The 17,266-nt window shown below is 72.0% G+C and carries 15 protein-coding genes and 1 riboswitch; of the genes, 4 read left to right on the forward strand and 11 right to left on the reverse strand.

What is annotated here, in order from left to right; all coding sequences use genetic code 11:
• Window positions 1-117: 117 nt before the first annotated feature.
• Window positions 118-235, reverse strand: a riboswitch (SAM riboswitch).
• 553 nt (window positions 236-788) lie between these two features.
• The 6 genes from trpD to ctaE all read right to left on the reverse strand — a co-directional run bounded on the left by trpD (window position 789) and on the right by ctaE (window position 7,914).
• Window positions 789-1,859 carry an anthranilate phosphoribosyltransferase gene (trpD, locus tag IHE55_RS06405; RefSeq protein ID WP_197988146.1) on the reverse strand — a complete coding sequence of 357 codons (1,071 nt, stop codon included), beginning with the start codon at window positions 1,857-1,859 and terminating at the stop codon, window positions 789-791.
• A 318-nt stretch (window positions 1,860-2,177) separates the two neighbouring features.
• Window positions 2,178-3,320 carry a cytochrome P450 gene (locus IHE55_RS32535; RefSeq protein ID WP_197988147.1) on the reverse strand — a complete coding sequence of 381 codons (1,143 nt, stop codon included), beginning with the start codon at window positions 3,318-3,320 and terminating at the stop codon, window positions 2,178-2,180.
• A gap of 401 nt (window positions 3,321-3,721) precedes the next feature.
• Window positions 3,722-5,353, reverse strand: coding sequence for a cytochrome bc1 complex cytochrome b subunit (qcrB, locus tag IHE55_RS06415; RefSeq protein ID WP_197988148.1), 1,632 nt, complete (start codon window positions 5,351-5,353; stop codon window positions 3,722-3,724).
• Window positions 5,350-6,405 (reverse strand): cytochrome bc1 complex Rieske iron-sulfur subunit, encoded by a 1,056-nt coding sequence (qcrA, locus tag IHE55_RS06420; RefSeq protein ID WP_197988149.1) that lies wholly within the window; start codon window positions 6,403-6,405, stop codon window positions 5,350-5,352. The genes qcrB and qcrA overlap by 4 nt, the downstream gene beginning before the upstream one ends.
• Window positions 6,402-7,211, reverse strand: coding sequence for a cytochrome bc1 complex diheme cytochrome c subunit (qcrC, locus tag IHE55_RS06425; protein WP_197988150.1), 810 nt, complete (start codon window positions 7,209-7,211; stop codon window positions 6,402-6,404). Before qcrC ends, qcrA begins: the two co-directional genes overlap by 4 nt.
• Before the next feature lie 82 nt (window positions 7,212-7,293).
• A complete protein-coding gene (ctaE, locus tag IHE55_RS06430; RefSeq protein ID WP_197988151.1) occupies window positions 7,294-7,914 on the reverse strand; it encodes an aa3-type cytochrome oxidase subunit III in 621 nt (206 codons plus the stop codon).
• A 211-nt stretch (window positions 7,915-8,125) separates the two neighbouring features.
• Here ctaE and IHE55_RS06435 point away from each other — a divergent pair, with 211 nt between their 5' ends.
• The gene (locus IHE55_RS06435) at window positions 8,126-8,530 is read left to right on the forward strand and encodes a response regulator transcription factor (protein ID WP_197988152.1); all 405 of its coding nucleotides are present in this window, start codon (window positions 8,126-8,128) and stop codon (window positions 8,528-8,530) included.
• A 30-nt stretch (window positions 8,531-8,560) separates the two neighbouring features.
• Here IHE55_RS06435 and IHE55_RS06440 read toward each other — a convergent pair whose 3' ends face one another.
• From IHE55_RS06440 to ctaC, 4 genes are all read right to left on the reverse strand, one after another.
• Complete coding sequence (locus IHE55_RS06440) at window positions 8,561-9,805, reverse strand: L,D-transpeptidase (RefSeq protein WP_197988153.1); 1,245 nt, start codon at window positions 9,803-9,805, stop codon at window positions 8,561-8,563.
• 382 nt (window positions 9,806-10,187) lie between these two features.
• On the reverse strand, window positions 10,188-10,586 hold the full coding sequence (locus IHE55_RS06445; protein ID WP_197988154.1) for a cytochrome c oxidase subunit 4: 399 nt from the start codon (window positions 10,584-10,586) through the stop codon (window positions 10,188-10,190).
• Window positions 10,583-12,322, reverse strand: coding sequence for an aa3-type cytochrome oxidase subunit I (gene ctaD, locus IHE55_RS06450; protein ID WP_197988155.1), 1,740 nt, complete (start codon window positions 12,320-12,322; stop codon window positions 10,583-10,585). Before ctaD ends, IHE55_RS06445 begins: the two co-directional genes overlap by 4 nt.
• Window positions 12,319-13,290, reverse strand: a complete 972-nt coding sequence (gene ctaC, locus IHE55_RS06455) for an aa3-type cytochrome oxidase subunit II (protein WP_197988156.1) — start codon at window positions 13,288-13,290, stop codon at window positions 12,319-12,321. The genes ctaD and ctaC overlap by 4 nt, the downstream gene beginning before the upstream one ends.
• A 562-nt stretch (window positions 13,291-13,852) precedes the next feature.
• Here ctaC and IHE55_RS32995 point away from each other — a divergent pair.
• Window positions 13,853-14,455 carry an aminotransferase class V-fold PLP-dependent enzyme gene (locus IHE55_RS32995; protein ID WP_372442634.1) on the forward strand — a complete coding sequence of 201 codons (603 nt, stop codon included), beginning with the start codon at window positions 13,853-13,855 and terminating at the stop codon, window positions 14,453-14,455.
• Between the two features lie 150 nt (window positions 14,456-14,605).
• Window positions 14,606-15,577 (forward strand): sulfurtransferase TusA family protein, encoded by a 972-nt coding sequence (locus IHE55_RS33000; RefSeq protein WP_443742617.1) that lies wholly within the window; start codon window positions 14,606-14,608, stop codon window positions 15,575-15,577.
• A gap of 190 nt (window positions 15,578-15,767) precedes the next feature.
• On the opposite strand, the gene IHE55_RS06470 is transcribed toward IHE55_RS33000, so the two are convergent.
• Window positions 15,768-16,742 (reverse strand): carbohydrate kinase family protein, encoded by a 975-nt coding sequence (locus IHE55_RS06470; protein WP_197988157.1) that lies wholly within the window; start codon window positions 16,740-16,742, stop codon window positions 15,768-15,770.
• 178 nt (window positions 16,743-16,920) lie between these two features.
• Here IHE55_RS06470 and IHE55_RS06475 point away from each other — a divergent pair, with 178 nt between their 5' ends.
• Window positions 16,921-17,169, forward strand: coding sequence for a hypothetical protein (locus tag IHE55_RS06475; protein WP_232265469.1), 249 nt, complete (start codon window positions 16,921-16,923; stop codon window positions 17,167-17,169).
• The last annotated feature ends 97 nt before the right edge of the window (window positions 17,170-17,266 follow it).

Below are 17,266 nucleotides of genomic sequence, written 5' to 3' on the forward strand. Positions count from 1 at the left end.
GAGCGGGTGGGAAGAACTGCGCGTACGGGATGGTGCGCGGAAGAGGGGCCGGAGGGCCCTATCGCATTCGCTTGCTCACGAGGAAGCTCCCTTGAGGACCAGGACCCCAGGGGCAGGGGTCCGCGCTTGCCGCAGACCTCGCTGCCTGCGACCTGGTCATCACCCGGGGCACCCCGCCACGGACGGAGGGTTGCCGGACAGCGGGCCGGGGCCGTAGTCGCTGTCACTCGTGACCTGACGGGAAGTATGCCAAATGATCCGCACGACGCAAGTCGGGGTCCGCCATCCGGACCCCCGCGCCGACGGGGACGGGCCGCCGATCCGCCCGCGGGCGGGGCCCGGTGGGCCCGGGACACGCCCGGCCGCCGGCGGGCCGGGCCCGAGCGCGGCCCCGGCCGACCGTGGCCCCGGGCCCACGGCGGACCGCGGCGGGCCGTCCGTACGGCGCTCAGGCCGGAGACGGGCCGTCCGCCCGGCGAAGCCCCCACGGGGAACTGCCCGCGCGACGGAAACCGGAACCGGGACCTGCCGCGCAGCGGCCCACCAGGGGCCCGGGCCCCACGACCCGGCGCCCCGCGACAGGGCACCGGGGACGACAGCCCAGGCCCCCATGCCGGCGCCCCGCGACGGGACGCCGACGGCGGGCGGCCGGGGAGACGGCGTCCCTGGACCTACGGCCGGGGGCGGCCCCGCCCGCCGCCCGTGCCCCGCGGCCGCGACGAGGGCCCGGCGGGCCGTGCACCCGGCCGCCCGGCGGGGCGGCGGCACGGCCCGGCGGCAGGCCCCGGTCAGGCGTTGCTCAGCCGCACCCAGCGCTCCAGCGCCTCCCGGGCCGCGCCGGAGTCGATCGACTCCGCGGCCCGCTCCATGCCGGCCGCGAGCTGCGGGGCGAGCGGGCCGGGGCCGGGGTCCAGGGAGACCAGCGCGGCCGCCGAGTTGAGCAGCACCGCGTCCCGGACCGGCCCGGTCTCGCCGGCGAGCAGCCGGCGCGCCACGTCGGCGTTGTACGAGGCGTCGGCGCCGCGCAGCGCCTCCACCGGCACGAGGTCGATGCCGACGTCCCGCGGGTCGAACCGCTCCGGGCGTACCTCGCCGTCCCGTACCACCCACACCTGGGAGGTGGCGGTCACGGTCAGCTCGTCCAGGCCGTCGTCGCCCCGGAACACCAGCGCGGAGGAACCGCGTTCGGCGAGCACCCCGGCGAGGATCGGCGCCATCCGGGCGTCCGCCACGCCGGTGGCCTGGGCGGTGACCCGGGCGGGGTTGGTCAGCGGGCCGAGGAAGTTGAAGGTGGTGGGGATGCCCAGTTCGCGGCGGGCCGCGGCGACGTGCCGCAGCGCCGGGTGGAACTTGACCGCGAAGCAGAAGGTGATGCCGGCCTGCTCCGCCACCTCTACCACCCGCGCCGGGGTCAGCTCCAGGTTCACGCCGAGCTTCTCCAGCACGTCGGAGGAGCCGCTGGCGGAGGAGGAGGCGCGGTTGCCGTGCTTGACCACCTTCACCCCGGCGCCGGCCACCACCAGCGCCGACATGGTGGAGATGTTGACGGTACGGGCCTGGTCGCCGCCGGTGCCGACGATGTCCACGGCCGGGCCGGGCACCTCGATCAGGTTGGCGTGCGCGTACATCGCCCGGACCATGCCGGAGACCTCGCCGACGCTCTCGCCCTTGGCCCGCAGCGCCACCGCGAAGCCGGCGATCTGCGCGTCGGTGGCCTCCCCCCGCATGATCCGGTCCATCGCCCAGGCGGCGGCGTCGGCGGACAGGTCCTCGCCCGCCATCAGGGTGCCCAGGACGCCGCGCCAGTCGTGCGAGACGCCGCTGGAGGGTGTGCCGACGGGGGTAACCGTGTTCGTCATCCGTGCTCCTGGGTGCGTCTGCTGAACGGGCGGGCGGGTGGTCCGCGGAAGGTGTCGGCCCGGCGTTCGGTCAGCGGCTCGGCGGTCCGAACGCGACTCCCGGCCCGCGGCCAGCCTAGCGGGACCGGCATTTGCCCCGGGAGCGCCGCTCACATACCGGGCGGTACCCCGCCGGCCGCGCCCCGCCGGCGCCCGCGGCCGGCACGCACCCCACCGCCCCCGCCCTGCCGCCCCTGCCCGGGTCACGTCCCCCCGCCCCGGCCCGGGCCCGCGCACCGGCTCCCCGGCGCCCCGGGCCGGTCCGCGGGGCCAGGCCGGTCAGCCCGTCCGGCGGGTGAGGGCGACCGGCAGCCGGGCGAAGGCGTGCGACCACAGGCTCGGCTTGGGCACCGGGTCGCCCGCCAGGGCGACGCCCGTGAAACGCCCGGCCATCGCCAGCAGCACCTCGGTGAGCATCATCCGGGAGAGCACGTCGCCCACGCAGTAGTGGATGCCCCGGCCGAAGGCGAGGTGTCTGCGCGCCGGGCGGTCGAGACGGACGCTGTCGGGGTCCTCGAAGACCCGTTCGTCCCGGTTGGCGGAGCCGAGCAGCAGCAGCACCACGTCGCCGGCCTCGATGGTCACGCCGTGGAGTTCGACGGGCTCCAGCGCGACCCGCCAGGACGCCTGCGTCGGCGACGCCAGCCGCACCACCTCGTCCACCAGGGCGTCGGCGCTGTCCGGGGCCGCGGCGAGGGCCGGCAGCAGCCCGGGCCGGCGGGCGCACAGCTCGACGGTGTTCCCCACGATGCCGGCGAAGGTGTCCAGCCCCGGCACCACGAGGAGCACGCAGATCGCGGCGAGCTGGTGGCGGGTGAACTCGTCGTCCAGTTCCCGGGAGCGGGCGAGCCGGGAAATCAGGTCGTCCCCGTGGCCGGTCCGCATTTCCAGCAGATGAACGAAATACGTCGTGCATTCGGCCAGTGCTTCCCGGCACCGGGCCGCCTGCTCGGGCGGGGGTGCGGCGCCCGGCTCCAGAATGCGGGCGATACGCGCGACCGACGACTGAAAACGGCTTCGGTCCTCCCGCGGAATACCGAGGAGGTCGCCGATGACCCGTGCCGCGAGCGGGGCGGCGAGCCCTTCCATGATCTCGAAGCGGTCCGGTGCCGCGTCCAGCAGCTCGGCGGTGAACCGCGCCGCGGCGTCCCGCAGGGTGGCGATCACGGCGGGCGTGAACGACCCCGCGACCAGCGAGCGGAGCCGGGTGTGACCGGGCGGGTCCAGCAGCTCGAAGAGCTTGGCGTCCCAGCCCTCCAGCCCCACCCCGAGGAACGACGGGTCCTCGGCCGCGGCCGCTCCGGTGGCCTCGGCCGCCATGCGGGAGCTGCCCAGGTTCTTCCCCATGCGCCGGTCCCGCAGCAGCGGCTCGCAGTCGGCGTAACGGCTCACCAGCCAGGTGCCCGGCGCGAGGGAAAGCACCGGGAATTCATCGCGGAGTTTTTGGTGGACGGCACGGGGATCGGCACGGAATACCGGGTCCGCGGGATCGAAGGAAATCCCGGCGAGATCTCCCGGATGCGTGCTGTCGGTGGTCACGAGAATCGCCTCCCCGATCGCACCCGGGGTCCGTTCCGTAACGAACACTCGATGTGGGTTGCGATCCAGCCGGATCGTAGCCGCATTTCGGCCACCGGCCGTTGTTCGTGTCCGCAGAGTGGTCACCGGAGGGACCGGTGCCACGGAGCCCGCCCGCGGAAGGGCCCGGCACGCCGGCCGCCGGCGCCGGACGCCGGACACGTGCGGGAACGCGGAAGGGCCCGCCGGGGGTGTCCCGGCGGGCCCTTCACAGCTGTGGCGTCAGCTGTGGGTGGTTGCGGAGATCAGTGGTGGCCGTGGCCGCTGGTGATCTCGTGGTACTCCTCCGCGGTCGCCTTGGGGATCTGCGCGTCCTCGCCGTACATGCCCTTGGAGAGGCGGGCACGGAGCTTCTCGGAGCGCTTCACCTTGCGGCGCACGCCGTTCTCGTCGACCTCGGGGGCCAGTTCGAGCGGCTTGTGCTGCTCGTGCGCGGTGAGCGTGTGCATCTGGTCCTGCGGCAGCGGCTCGTGCACCTCGATGAACTCACCGTGCGGCAGCCGCTTGATGATGCCGGTCTCGCGACCGTGCAGCACCTTGTCGCGGTCGCGGCGCTGGAGGCCGAGGCAGATCCGCCGGGTGACGATGAAGGCGATCACCGGGCCGACGAAGAACGCGATCCGGACGAACCAGGTGATGGCGTTGATCGACATGTGGAAGTGCGTGGCCCACAGGTCGTTTCCACCACCGACCAGCATCACCAGGTACGCGGTGATCCAGGCGACACCGAAGGCGGTCCGGGTCGGCGCGTTGCGCGGGCGGTCCAGGATGTGGTGCTCGCGCTTGTCGCCGGTGATCCAGGACTCGATGAACGGGTAGACACCGATGGCCAGCAGCACGATCGGGAAGATCACGATCGGGATGAACACGCCGAGGACCAGCGTGTGACCCCACAGGTTGATCTCCCAGCCCGGCATCACACGGACCAGACCCTCGGCGAAGCCGAGATACCAGTCCGGCTGGGCGCCGGTGGACACCTGGTCCGGCCGGTACGGGCCGATGGCCCACACCGGGTTGATCGTCGCCACCGCCGCGATGAACGCGATGACACCGAAGACCAGGAAGAAGAAGCCGCCCGCCTTCGCCATGTACACCGGCATCAGCGGCATACCGACGACGTTCTTCTCGGTCCGGCCGGGCCCGGCGAACTGGGTGTGCTTGTGGTAGAAGACCAGGATCAGGTGCGCCACCACCAGGCCGAGCATGATGCCCGGCAGCAGCAGGATGTGGATGGAGTAGAACCTGGGGATGATGTCCGTGCCCGGGAACTCGCCGCCGAACAGGAACATCGACAGGTACGTGCCCACCAGCGGGATGGACAGCAGCACACCCTGCATGAAGCGGATACCGGTACCGGAGAGCAGGTCGTCCGGGAGCGAGTAGCCGGTGAAGCCGGTGAAGATGCCCAGCACCAGCAGCAGGAAGCCGAAGAGCCAGTTGATCTCACGCGGCTTGCGGAAGGCGCCGGTGAAGAAGACGCGCATCATGTGGACGAGCATGCCGCCCACGAAGATCAGCGCCGCCCAGTGGTGGATCTGCCGCATCAGCAGACCACCGCGGACCTCGAAGCTGATGTCCAGCGTGGACTTGAACGCCTCCGACATCCGCACGCCCTGCATGGGGACGTACGGGCCGTGGTAGACGACCTCGTTCATGCTGGGGTGGAAGAACAGCGTCAGATACACACCCGTGAGGATGATGATCACGAAGCTGTAGAGGCAGACCTCGCCGAGCATGAACGACCAGTGGTCCGGGAAGACCTTGCGGAGGTTCTTCTTGGCAGCGCCGTAGATGCCCAGCCGGCCGTCCATGTAGTCGGCGAAGCGCTCGCCGGCCGGGGCCTTGCCCCTGCGTCGCGTGTTGTCCTGGTTGCTCATCCGCGCTCCCAAAAGGCGGGGCCGACGGGCTCGGCGAAGTCGCCCATGGCCTCGAGGTAACCCTCGTCGTTCACGGTGATCCGCAGCTGCGGCAGCGCGTGACCGGCCGGACCGAAGATGACTCGGCCGCCGTCGGCGAGGTCGAACGTCGACTGGTGGCACGGGCACAGGACGTGGTGCGTCTGCTGCTCGTACAGGCTGATCGGGCAGCCGACGTGGGTGCAGATCTTGGAGAACGCGACGATGCCCTCGTGCGACCAGTCCAGCTCGCGCTTGTCCTTGATGTTGTCCGGCTGGATGCGGACGATCATCAGGGCGGCCTTGGCGATCTGCGTCTGGAAGTCGTGGTCGTGCTCCGACATGCCCTCGGGCATGGCGAAGGTGAGCGAACCGACGGAGATGTCCTCCGGCCGCAACGGCTGCATGGTGTTCTGGTTCATCAGCCGCTTGCCCTTGGCCCACTTGCTGCGGCGGAGCTTGTCCTCCGGCAGCGGACCGAGGTCACGCAGGAGCACCACGGCGGAGAGCGGGAACAGGGCCAGCGCGCCGAAGAGGGTGTTGCGGGCCAGCTTGCGGCGGCCGAAGCCGGAGTCCGCGGCGCCGTCCCGGAAGTCCTGGAACACCTGCTCGCGGACCTCGGGGGTGGCCTCGATCGGGTGCCGCTCGTGGACGATCTCGTGGTCCGACATCAGGGTGCGGGCCCAGTGGACCGCGCCCGCGCCGATGCAGAACAACGCCACCGCCAGGGTGGTCCCCAGGGCGAAGTTCAGCGCGCTGACGTGCCCCAGCGGGAAGATGTAGACGATCTTGTCCACCGGGAACGCCACGAAGGAGGCGATGAAGCCGACCGTGGCGAGCATCGACAGGGTGAACATGAACGCGACAGCGCGCTCGGAGCGCCGGGCGGCCTTCTCGTCGATGTCCTGGATGCGCGGCTCGTGCGGCGGCAGCCCGGGGTCGGCGAACGGGTCGTCGGGGACCGCCACCTCACCCGCGTGCTTGTCCTGCGCTGCGGGCAGGTTCTCTTCTTCTGGAATGTCTTGGGTACTCATGACTTCTTGGCCTTTGCGGTCCGGGCGGCGACCCAGATGGTGACGGCGATCAGGGCGCCGAGGCCGAAGATCCAGCCGAACAGGCCCTCGGTGACGGGGCCGAGCCCGCCGAGTTCGAGGCCGCCCGGGGTCTCCGTCTTCGAGGTGTTGACCCGGTCGAGGTAGGCGATGATCTCCCGCTTCTCCTTCTCCGGCATGACCGTGTCAGGGAAGGAGGGCATGTTCTGCGGGCCGGTCTGCATCGCCTCGTAGACGTGCTTGGGGTCCACGTCGTCGAGCGGCGGCGCGTACTTGCCGTTGGTCAGGGCACCACCCTTACCGGTGAAGTTGTGGCACTGCGCGCAGTTCGTGCGGAACAGTTCTCCACCACGGGCGGCGTCCGCGCCCTCGGGGTTGTACTGCTGCTTGGTGGGCGTCACCGGACCGGCGCCGAGCGAGGCGATGTACGCGGCCAGCTGCTCGGTCTCGGTGTCGGTGTAGACCTTCTTCTTCTTCGGGACCTGGGCGCCGGGCTGCTGCGCGGGCATGCGCCCGGTGCTGACCTGGAAGTCCACTGCGGCCGAGCCGACCCCGACCAGACTGGGGCCGTCGCTCGTGCCCTGCCCGCCGGTGCCGTGGCAGGTAGCACAGCCCACGGCGTAGAGCTTCTTGCCCTCCTCGATGGCGAGGGACTGGGCGGAGTCATCGGCCTTCGCCTTGTCCGCGGGCGCGAACGCGGCGTACAGCCCCCCAGTGACCGCCAGCGCGAAGAGTAGGACGACGACCGCCGCCAGCGGATGGCGTCGTCGTGCGGAGAGCTTTTTCACGGATTACCCCGGTGTCAGGATCTTCTGCGTCGATGCTTTGAGGACGTTGTTCCGGTGCGGGATGTGACATCCCGGCCGCGGATTACTTGATCATGTAGATCGTGGCGAAGAGGCCGATCCAGACGACATCGACGAAGTGCCAGTAGTAGGACACGACGATGGCCGCCGTCGCCTGCTCGTGGGTGAACCTCTTGGCCGCGTACGTCCTGCCCAGGACCAGCAGGAAGGCGATCAGGCCGCCCGTCACGTGCAGTCCGTGGAAACCGGTGGTCAGGTAGAACACCGATCCGTACGGGTCGGACGAGAGCGACAGGCCCTCGTGCTTGACCAGCTCGGTGTACTCGAAGACCTGGCCGCCGATGAAGATCGCGCCCATGATGAAGGTGATCACGAACCACAGGCGCAGCTTCTTCACGTCACCGCGCTCGGCGGCGAAAACGCCGAGCTGGCAGGTGAGCGAGGAGAGCACCAGGATCGTGGTGTTGGTCGCCGAGAACGGGAAGTTCAGCGCATCGGCCTTTTCCGACCAGAAGTCGGCACCCGTCACCGATCGCAGGGTGAAGTACATCGCGAAGAGGGCCGCGAAGAACATCAGCTCGGAACTCAGCCAGATGATGGTTCCGACGCTGGTGAGGTTCGGTCGGTTGACCGACGGGTGCGCGTGCCCGGTATCTACTGCTGTTGCTGTCGCCACGACCGACATTATGTCGGTCGCTTATCCAGCCCTCACTCCGGGGGGTGCCGTTCGGTGTGTCCGCGCCCTCCGCGCGGCCCGAACGGCCCATCGCCGCACCGTCCGTACCGCTGCTGGAAGCGGCTGATACGGAGTAGCATCCGTGGCCAGACACCGGTGGGGACACCCCGCGCGACGGTTTCCCGACCGCTGCTGTGCCGTCTACGAGCGTGGAGGAACCATGCAGCCGACCGCCACGGTGCTGGTCTACAGCGACGACTCGACCGTTCGCGAGCAGGTCCGGCTGGCCGCCGGCCGCCGCCCCGCCCCGGACGTCCCGCCGGTGGAGTACCTGGAGTGCGCCACCCTCCCGGCCGTCCTGGAGGCGCTGGAGCACGGCGGGGTGGACGCCTGTGTGCTGGACGCCGAGGCGGTTCCGGCGGGCGGGATGGGCGTGTGCCGGCAGATCAAGGACGAGATCTTCCGCTGCCCGCCGGTGGTGCTGCTGATCGCCCGCCCGCAGGACGCCTGGCTGGCCACCTGGAGCCGGGCCGAGGCCGCCGTCACCCATCCGGTGGACCCGGTGGAGTTCGCGGCCACGCTCGCGGGTCTGCTGCGCTCCCGCCGGCAGCTCGGCGCGGCCTGATCCCGCCGGGCCCCGCGGCGGGGGGCCGGCTCACACCGAGGGGCGGAGCCTGGCCGACCCGGCCGGGCCGCCGTCCGTGGTGAGCGCGCTGCCGTCGCGCCACTGCTCCCAGGACAGGTTCCAGTCGCCGAAGCCGTTGTCGAAGGGCGTCATGGTCTCGCCCCCGCTGCCGACGACCTCGACGATGTCGCCGACCCGCACGGTGTCGAAGAACCAGCGGGCGTCGGCGGTGCTCATCCCGGTGCAGCCGTGGCTGACGTTCGCCGCGCCCTGGGCGCCGACGGACCAGGGCGCCGCGTGCACGTACTCGCCGCTCCAGGTCACCCGGGTGGCCCAGTGCACCGGCAGGTCGTAGGAGTCCGAACTGCCCTCCGGGATGCCGATGCTGGTCCCGCGCATCCGTACGAAGGATTCCTTCGCCAGGATGACCTTGACCCCGTTGCGGGTGTCGAACCCGGGCCTGCCGGTGGTGACCGGGATGGTCCGGATCTTCCGTCCGTTGCGGAACACCGTCATCCGGTGGGTGCGGGCGTCGGTCAGCGCCTCGATCCGGTCGCCGGTACGCAGCCGCAGCGGCGCCGAGCGGCCGCCGTAGCGGCCGTCGCCCACCCGCACCCCGTCCAGGGTCGAGCGGACCTCGATGGTGGCGTGGGCGGGCCAGTAGTCGCGCGGGCGGTAGTGCAGCGTCCGGTCGTCCACCCAGTGCCAGCCGCCGGCCACCGCGGGCCGGGAGCGGACCTTCAGCGACCGCTCCACCACCGCGCGCGCGGCGCGGTCCCGGACCGGTTCGCTCAGTTCGGCGGTGACCGGCTGCCCGACGCCGTAGGTGCCGCTGTCCGGGCCGAAGGTGACCCGCAGCCGCTCGTCGGCGGGGGCGGTGTCGAAGCCTATGGTGCGGCGGCCCGGCCGCCCGTCGCCGTTCTCGGTGCTCACCCGGAGCGTGTAGTGGGCGCCCGCGGCGAGCGGGGCGGTGCTGCGCCACCGCCGGCCGTCCTCGCTCAGCCGGCCGCGCACGTACCGTCCGGCGCCGTCCGTGGCGGTGACGTCGGTGATCCGGCTGCCGCCCTCCCGCACCGTCACCTCCAGCGGCCGGTCGGGGTCGATCCGCCGGCCCTCCCCGACACCGCGGAACGAGATGTGGTCGCCGGCGTCGTAGGGCTTGTCGGTGAGCGCGTCCGGGGACGGGCCGCCGCAGGCGGCCAGGCCGGCCGCGACCAGCGGGGTCAGCAGCAGGGTGCGGACCAGGGCGGTGCGGGGACGAGGTTGGTGGCTCATAACCACAACGTAGGGACGGCACCCGGCGGCGGCGCGCCGGATGAGGCCGAACGAGGGTCCCCCGAACGGCCTGGAACGCCCCAGGACGGCCCCGCGCGCCGGTCGGCGCACCTTTGTCCGGCGGGTCGCGCCGGGGCCCGCGCGCGGGCGGTGACACAGCGGCAGCCGCGGTGCCCGGGGCGGCCTGGAGCGGCGCCGGGGACGGCCGGGACGGCCGGGGCCGGGGGCCGGGAGCGGACGGGGCCGGGGACGGCGGACCCGACGGGACCGGGACGGCCGGGAACGGACGGGACCCGGGGGCGGGAAACGCGCCGGGGCCCGGACACCTCCTGGAGGTGTCCGGGCCCCGGGACCGGCGCCGCGGTGGACGCGGCGGCCGGCACTACTGGTTCTGGTTCTCGCCGCGGTAGTACTCGAAGACCCAGCCCCAGATACCGATGAGGATGATCGGGGCGGAGAAGTACAGCAGCCACCAGCCGAAGACCACGCCGAGGAAGGCGAGCGAGGCACCGACGCCCAGGGCGAGCGGCTGCCAGCTGTGCGGGCTGAAGAAGCCCAGCTCCCCGGCGTCGTCGGCGACGTCCGCGTCCTTGTTGTCCTGCGCCCCGGTGTCCACCCGGCGGGCCGTGAAGGCCAGGTAGTAGCCGATCATGATGGACAGACCGAAGGCCAGGAACAGCGCGGTGGTGCCGGCCGGCTCCTTCGACCACACGCCATAGACGATCGCCATGGCGAGGATGAAGACGGAGAGCCAGATGAACATCCGGCCTTGGACCTTCACTTGCCGGCCTCCTTGCCACCCGCGAGGGCCTTGTCATCGGACGCGACGCCCGCGTTCTCCAGCTGGTCCAGCGCGGCGATCTCCGGGTGGTGGAGGTCGAACGCCGGGGATTCGGAGCGGATGCGCGGCAGGGTGAGGAAGTTGTGCCGCGGCGGCGGGCAGGAGGTCGCCCACTCCAGCGAGCGACCGTAACCCCACGGGTCGTCGACCTCGACCTTCTTGCCGTACTTGGCGGTCTTCCAGACGTTGTAGAAGAACGGCAGGATCGACAGGCCGAGGAGGAACGAGCTGATCGTGGAGATGGTGTTCAGCGTGGTGAACCCGTCGGCGTGCAGGTAGTCGGCGTAACGGCGCGCCATGCCCTCGGCGCCCAGCCAGTGCTGCACCAGGAACGTGCCGTGGAAGCCCACGAACAGCGTCCAGAAGGTGATCTTGCCGAGCCGCTCGTCGAGCATCTTGCCGGTGAACTTCGGCCACCAGAAGTGGAAGCCGGAGAACATCGCGAAGACCACGGTGCCGAAGATGACGTAGTGGAAGTGCGCGACGACGAAGTACGAGTCGGAGACGTGGAAGTCCAGCGGCGGCGAGGCCAGGATGACACCGGTCAGACCACCGAAGGTGAAGGTGATCAGGAAGCCGATGGCCCAGAGCATCGGGGTCTCGAAGCTCAGCGAGCCCTTCCACATCGTGCCCAGCCAGTTGAAGAACTTCACACCGGTGGGGACCGCGATCAGGAAGGTCATGAAGGAGAAGAACGGCAGCAGCACACCGCCCGTGACGTACATGTGGTGCGCCCACACCGTCACCGACAGACCGGCGATACCGATGGTGGCGGCGATGAGGCTGCCGTAACCGAACATCGGCTTGCGCGAGAAGACCGGGACGACCTCGGAGATGATGCCGAAGAACGGCAGCGCAATGATGTACACCTCTGGGTGACCGAAGAACCAGAACAGGTGCTGCCAGAGCAAGGCGCCACCGTTGGCCGCGTCGAAGATGTGCGCGCCGAACTTACGGTCAACCTCCAGCGCGAAGAGCGCGGCGGCCAGCACCGGGAAGGCCAGCAGCACCAGCACACCGGTGAGCAGCACGTTCCAGGTGAAGATCGGCATGCGGAACATCGTCATGCCGGGTGCGCGCATGCAGATGATCGTGGTGATGAAGTTGACCGAGCCGAGGATGGTACCGAAGCCGGAGAGGGCCAGACCCATGATCCACATGTCCGCGCCGATGCCCGGCGAGCGGACCGTGTCGGACAGCGGGGTGTAGGCGAACCAGCCGAAGCCGGCGGCACCCTGCGGGGTGAGGAAGCCGGCCACCGCGATGAGCGAGCCGAACAGGTAGAGCCAGTAGGCGAACATGTTCAGCCGCGGGAACGCCACGTCCGGCGCGCCGATCTGCAGCGGCATGATCCAGTTCGCGAAGCCGGCGAACAGCGGCGTCGCGAACATCAGCAGCATGATCGTGCCGTGCATCGTGAACGCCTGGTTGAACTGCTCGTTCGACATGATCTGCGTGCCGGGACGAGCCAGCTCGGCACGCATGACCAGGGCCAGCGCACCGCCGATGCAGAAGAACACGAACGACGTGATCAGGTAGAGCGTGCCGATGGTCTTGTGGTCGGTGGTGGTGAGCCACTTGACGACCACATTGCCCGGCTGCTTGGGGCGCACCGGCAACTCGTCCTCGTACGAGGCGGCTGCGCCGGCACCCTGGGATTCGTTGAGGATGCTCACTTTTGCTTCGTCTCCGCGTTCTGGGCGGGTTCCGTCTGCTCGATGCCCGACGGAAGGTAGCCGGTCTGGCCCTTCTTCTTGAGCTCCTGCAGATGCTGCTGGTAACGCTCGGGCGAGACGACCTTCACGTTGAAGAGCATGCGGGAGTGGTCGGTGCCGCACAGCTCGGCGCACTTGCCCAGGAAGGTGCCTTCCTTGTTCGGCGTCACCTGGAAGCGGTTGGTGTGGCCCGGGATGACGTCCTGCTTCATCAGGAACGGAACCACCCAGAAGGAGTGGATGACGTCACGGGAGGTCAGGATGAACTCGACGGTCTCGCCCTTCGGCAGCCACAGCGTCGGCCCGGGGTTGCCGGTGTCCGGGTCGCGGTCACCGGGGATGCCCGCCTCCCAGACGCCCTCGGCGCCCGCGGGGATGGTCTCCAGCATCCGGTCCGGGATGTTGGAGATCTCCTTGATCTTCCCGTAGGGCTTGCCGGGCGTGGCGGCCTTGCCGTCCACGTTCTCCATGTAGTTGAAGGCCCAGCTCCACTGGTAGCCCACCACGTTGATGACGTGGTCGGGCTTCTTGTCCACCTTGAGGAGCTCGTTCTCGTCGCGGGCGGTGAAGTAGAAGAGCACCGAGACGATGATGATCGGGACCACGGTGTACAGCGCCTCGATCGGCATGTTGTACCGGGTCTGCGGCGGGATCTCCACCTTGGTCCTGCTGCGCCGGTGGAAGATCACGCTCCACAGGATCAGACCCCACACCAGAACGCCCACCGCGAGGGCGGCGGCCCAGGAGCCCTGCCACAGGGAGAGGATCCGCGGCGCCTCCTCCGTGACGGGGGCGGGCATTCCGAGGCGGGGGAAGTCCTTCGATGTGCAACCGGTGGCGGTCGCCAGGACCAAGCCCGCGGCCAGCGCCTGCAGCAGCTTCCGCCGCACCGGGCGCCGCGACGAGCGGTCGGAGCCGTTGGGACTCACGTAGCGCCTTCCCGAGAGTCTCGCCCGCGCGTCCGGCTGCGGCCGTCTCGCTGGTCGGTCGCCGGCCCGCTACGGGCAGGGGTTTGGATGTTTATGCGGACCAAACCCTACTGGACGCGTTTTAGGGCCGCGCGGCCAGGGTGCCCAACGCGCCGGGCCACTCCCCGAAGGGGTGGAATCACCGCCTCCGCACCCGGTCGGCCCCCCGTTCGGCGCACCGCTGACGCGGCGTCGGCGCCGGCCGGCGCGGACCGCGTCCGGGCGTCCGGGCGGGCCAGTGCGGACCGCGTCCGGGCGTCAGGCGCCGCGCCGGCCGGCGGTGGGCGGGAGTGCGGTGCCCCGCGGTGGGCGGGGCGCGGTGCCCGCGCGCTGCGGTACTCCCGGTGGGCTCGGCGCGGCGGCCGGGTGGCGGCTGCGGCGCGGCGGCGCCCGGTGGCCTCGGCGCGGCGGCGCCCGCCGGTGGGTGGCGGTGGGGGCGCTGCCCGGCGGTGGACGGGGCGCGCGTACCGGCACGGCGGTACCCCGGCGGCCTCGGCGCGGCCGAGCGGCTAGCGTTCGGCGGGTGCCCTACTTCGACGCCGCTTCCTCCGTCCCGCTGCACCCGGTCGCCCGCCAGGCCCTGCTGGCCGCCCTGGACGAGGGCTGGGCGGACCCCTCCCGGCTCTACCGGGAGGGGCGCCGGGCCCGGATGCTCCTGGACGCCGCCCGGCAGACCGCCGCCGAGGCGGTGGGCTGCCGCCCCGACGAACTGGTCTTCACCCCGTCGGGCACCCGTGCGCTGCACGACGGTGTCGCGGGGGCGCTGGCCGGCCGGCGCCGCGCCGGCCGCCATCTGGTCGTGTCCGCGGTGGAGCACTCGGCGGTGCTGCACGCGGCGGATCTGCACCGGTCCGGCGGCGGCACCGTCGGCGAGGTGCTGGTGGACCGTACCGGCCGGGTGGCGCCCGGCGCGTTCGCGGAGGCGCTGCGCGCGGCCCCCGGCCCGGCCGCGCTGGCCTGTCTGCAGTCCGCCAACCACGAGGTGGGCACCGAGCAGCCGGTGGCCGAGGTCGCCGGCGAGTGCCGGGAGGCGGGTGTGCCGCTGCTGGTGGACGCCGCGCAGTCGCTCGGCTGGGGCCCGGTCGAGGGCGACTGGTCACTGCTGACCGGCAGCGCCCACAAGTAGGGGCGGGCCCGCCGGGGGTGGGACTGCTGGTGGTCCCGCAAAGGGGGTGCGGTTCGCCGCCCGGACCCCGGCGGACGAGCAGGGAGTCAGGGCGCCCCGGGGTTCGAGAACCTGCCGGCGATCGTGGCGGCGGCGGCCTCGCTGCGGGCGGTGCGGCAGGAGGCGGCGGCCGAGGCAGCGCGGCTGCGGGAGCTGGTGGACCGCATCCGGCTGCGGGTGCCGCAGCTGGTGCCGGACGTGGAGGTGGTCGGCGACCCTGTGCACCGCCTCCCCCATCTGGTCACCTTCTCCTGTCTCTACGTGGACGGGGAGGCCCTCCTGCACGAGCTGGACCGGCGGGGGTTCTCGGTCTCCTCCGGCTCCTCGTGCACCTCCAGCACCCTGATCCCCAGCCATGTGCTGCGGGCGATGGGGGTGTTGTCGGAGGGCAACGTGCGGGTGTCGCTGCCGCCGGGGTGCCCCGAGGAGGACGTGGAGCGGTTCCTGGCCCTGCTGCCGGAGGTGGTGGCGGCGGTACGGGAGCGGCTGGGGGCGCCGGCCGGGGACGCGCCGGGGGCCGGGCCGGTCCGGGGAACGGCATCCAACGGCAGTGCGGCCCCGGCGGGGACCGGTGCGGATGGGGCGGGTACGGACGGGAACGGATCGGACGGGTCCGATGCGGCAGGGGACCGGTCACGGATGGGGCGGCGGCGGGCGGCGCGGCCGGCGGGCCTGCGAACGGCGCGGCGGAGGGTGGTGAAGGGCCGGGCGCGGACGGCGCGGCGGCGGAGGGCGCCGATGGCGCGGCCGGCGGGACGCCGGAGGGGGCGAGGGGCCGCGGCGGGCGGAACCCCGGAAGAGACGCAGGGCGGGGCACCGGGGACGGCGGACGGCGGGACGCCGGGGGGCGGGACGAGGCCCGGGCTGGTGGTGGACTCGCTCGGCAAGCGGTGCCCCATCCCGGTCATCGAACTGGCGAAGGTGATCGGGGACGTCCCGGTGGGCGGCGTGGTGACGGTGCTCTCCGACGACGAGGCGGCCCGGCTGGACATCCCGGCCTGGTGCGCCATGCGCGGCCAGCAGTACCTGGGCGAGCGGCCGGCCGTGCGCGGCACCGCGTACCGGATCGTGCGTCGCGCCTGAATCCGGCACGGCCGGAGCGGGTCCCGCGGTCGCACGACGGTTCGCACGGCCACGGGGGTGGCCCGTGGCGGCTCTCCCGGGGCGGGGCACGGAGGGGCGGCGCGCGGCCGGGCTCCCGCAGCGGCGGCGAGGGGCGGCGCGCGGCCGGCCCGCCGTGGGTTACCGCGCGCCGCCCCCGGACGGCCGTCGCTCAGGCGAGGTGGGCGCGGACCTCGCTCGCAGCGTCGTCGCCGTACGCCTTGGCGAAGCGCTCCATGAAGTGGCCGCGCCGCAGCTCGTACTCCTGGGTGCCGAGGGTCTCGATCACCAGGGTCGCCAGCATGCAGCCGACCTGGGCGGAGCGCTCCAGCCCCAGCTCCCAGGAGAGTCCCGCGAGGAAGCCCGCCCGGAAGGCGTCGCCGACGCCGGTCGGGTCCACCTTGGCCTCCTCCTCGGCGCAGCCGACCACGACCGGCTCCTCACCACGGCGCTCGATCCGCACGCCCTGGGCGCCCAGCGTGGTGATCCGGGTGCCGACCTTGCCCAGGATCTCCTCGGCGGTCCAGCCGGTCTTCGTCTCGACCAGCGCCTTCTCGTACTCGTTGGTGAAGAGGTAGCGGGCGCCGTCGATGAGCCGGCGGATGTCGTCGCCGTCCATCCGGGCGAGCTGCTGCGAGGGGTCGGCGGCGAAGGGGATGCCGCGGGTCCGGCACTCCTCGGTGTGCCGGACCATCGCCTCCGGGTCGTCCGCGCCGATGTGGACCAGGTCCAGGCCGCCGACCCGGTCGGCGACCGGCTGCAGCTCAATCTGCCGGGCCTCGCTCATCGCCCCGGTGTAGAAGGAGGCGATCTGGTTGTGGTCGGTGTCCGTGGTGCAGACGAAGCGGGCGGTGTGGAGCATCTCGGAGATACGGACTGAGGCGGTGTCCACCCCGTGGCGGTCCAGCCAGGCGCGGTACTCGGCGAAGTCCGAACCCGCCGCGCCGACCAGGATCGGCCGGAGCCCGAGGACGCCCATGCCGAAGCAGATGTTGGGGGCGACCCCGCCGCGGCGGACGTCGAGGGTGTCGACGAGGAAGGAGAGGGAGACCGTGTGCAGCTGGTCGGCGACCAGCTGATCGGCGAAACGACCGGGGAAGGTCATCAGGTGGTCGGTGGCGATGGAACCGGTGACGGCGATTCGCACGGCGGGTGTGCTCCTGCGGGCGGGATCGGAAAGGGACCCCTCACGCTACCGGGTCGGCGCCCGCCGCATCGATCGGTCGAAACTACCCGATAGTAGGTCTTTTTTCGCCACCGGGTCACTGCGTACGGTGACCTGGTACGGGGCCGCACCGTACGGCCCCCCGGATCTGGAGTGCCGTATGCCGAAGCCCGCCCCCGCCGCCACCGTCCGCGCCACCGGCGCCGCCGAACCGGGGGAACCCCTGCCGGAGGGCGGTGCGGAGTCGCTGGCCCAGCTGCGCGGTGACTGCGCGCGGATGGCCCCGCACTGGTCGGCCCCGGCGGCCGCGCCGGCGCCCTCCCCCGTCCCGCCGTCGCTGATCCGCGGGGTGTCGGTGCCCGACCGTTCCGCCCATCTGCTGGACGCCATGTCGGAGTACGGCGACTGAGTCCCGCTCCCCCGCCGCCCCGGTCCGGCTGACCTCCCCCGGCCCGGGGCGGCCGGTAGCGGTCCCGGCCCACGCCGCTCGGGGCGGCCGCGGCGGC

The organism is Streptomyces pactum (assembly GCF_016031615.1).
Classification (GTDB): Bacteria; Actinomycetota; Actinomycetes; order Streptomycetales; family Streptomycetaceae; genus Streptomyces; species Streptomyces pactus.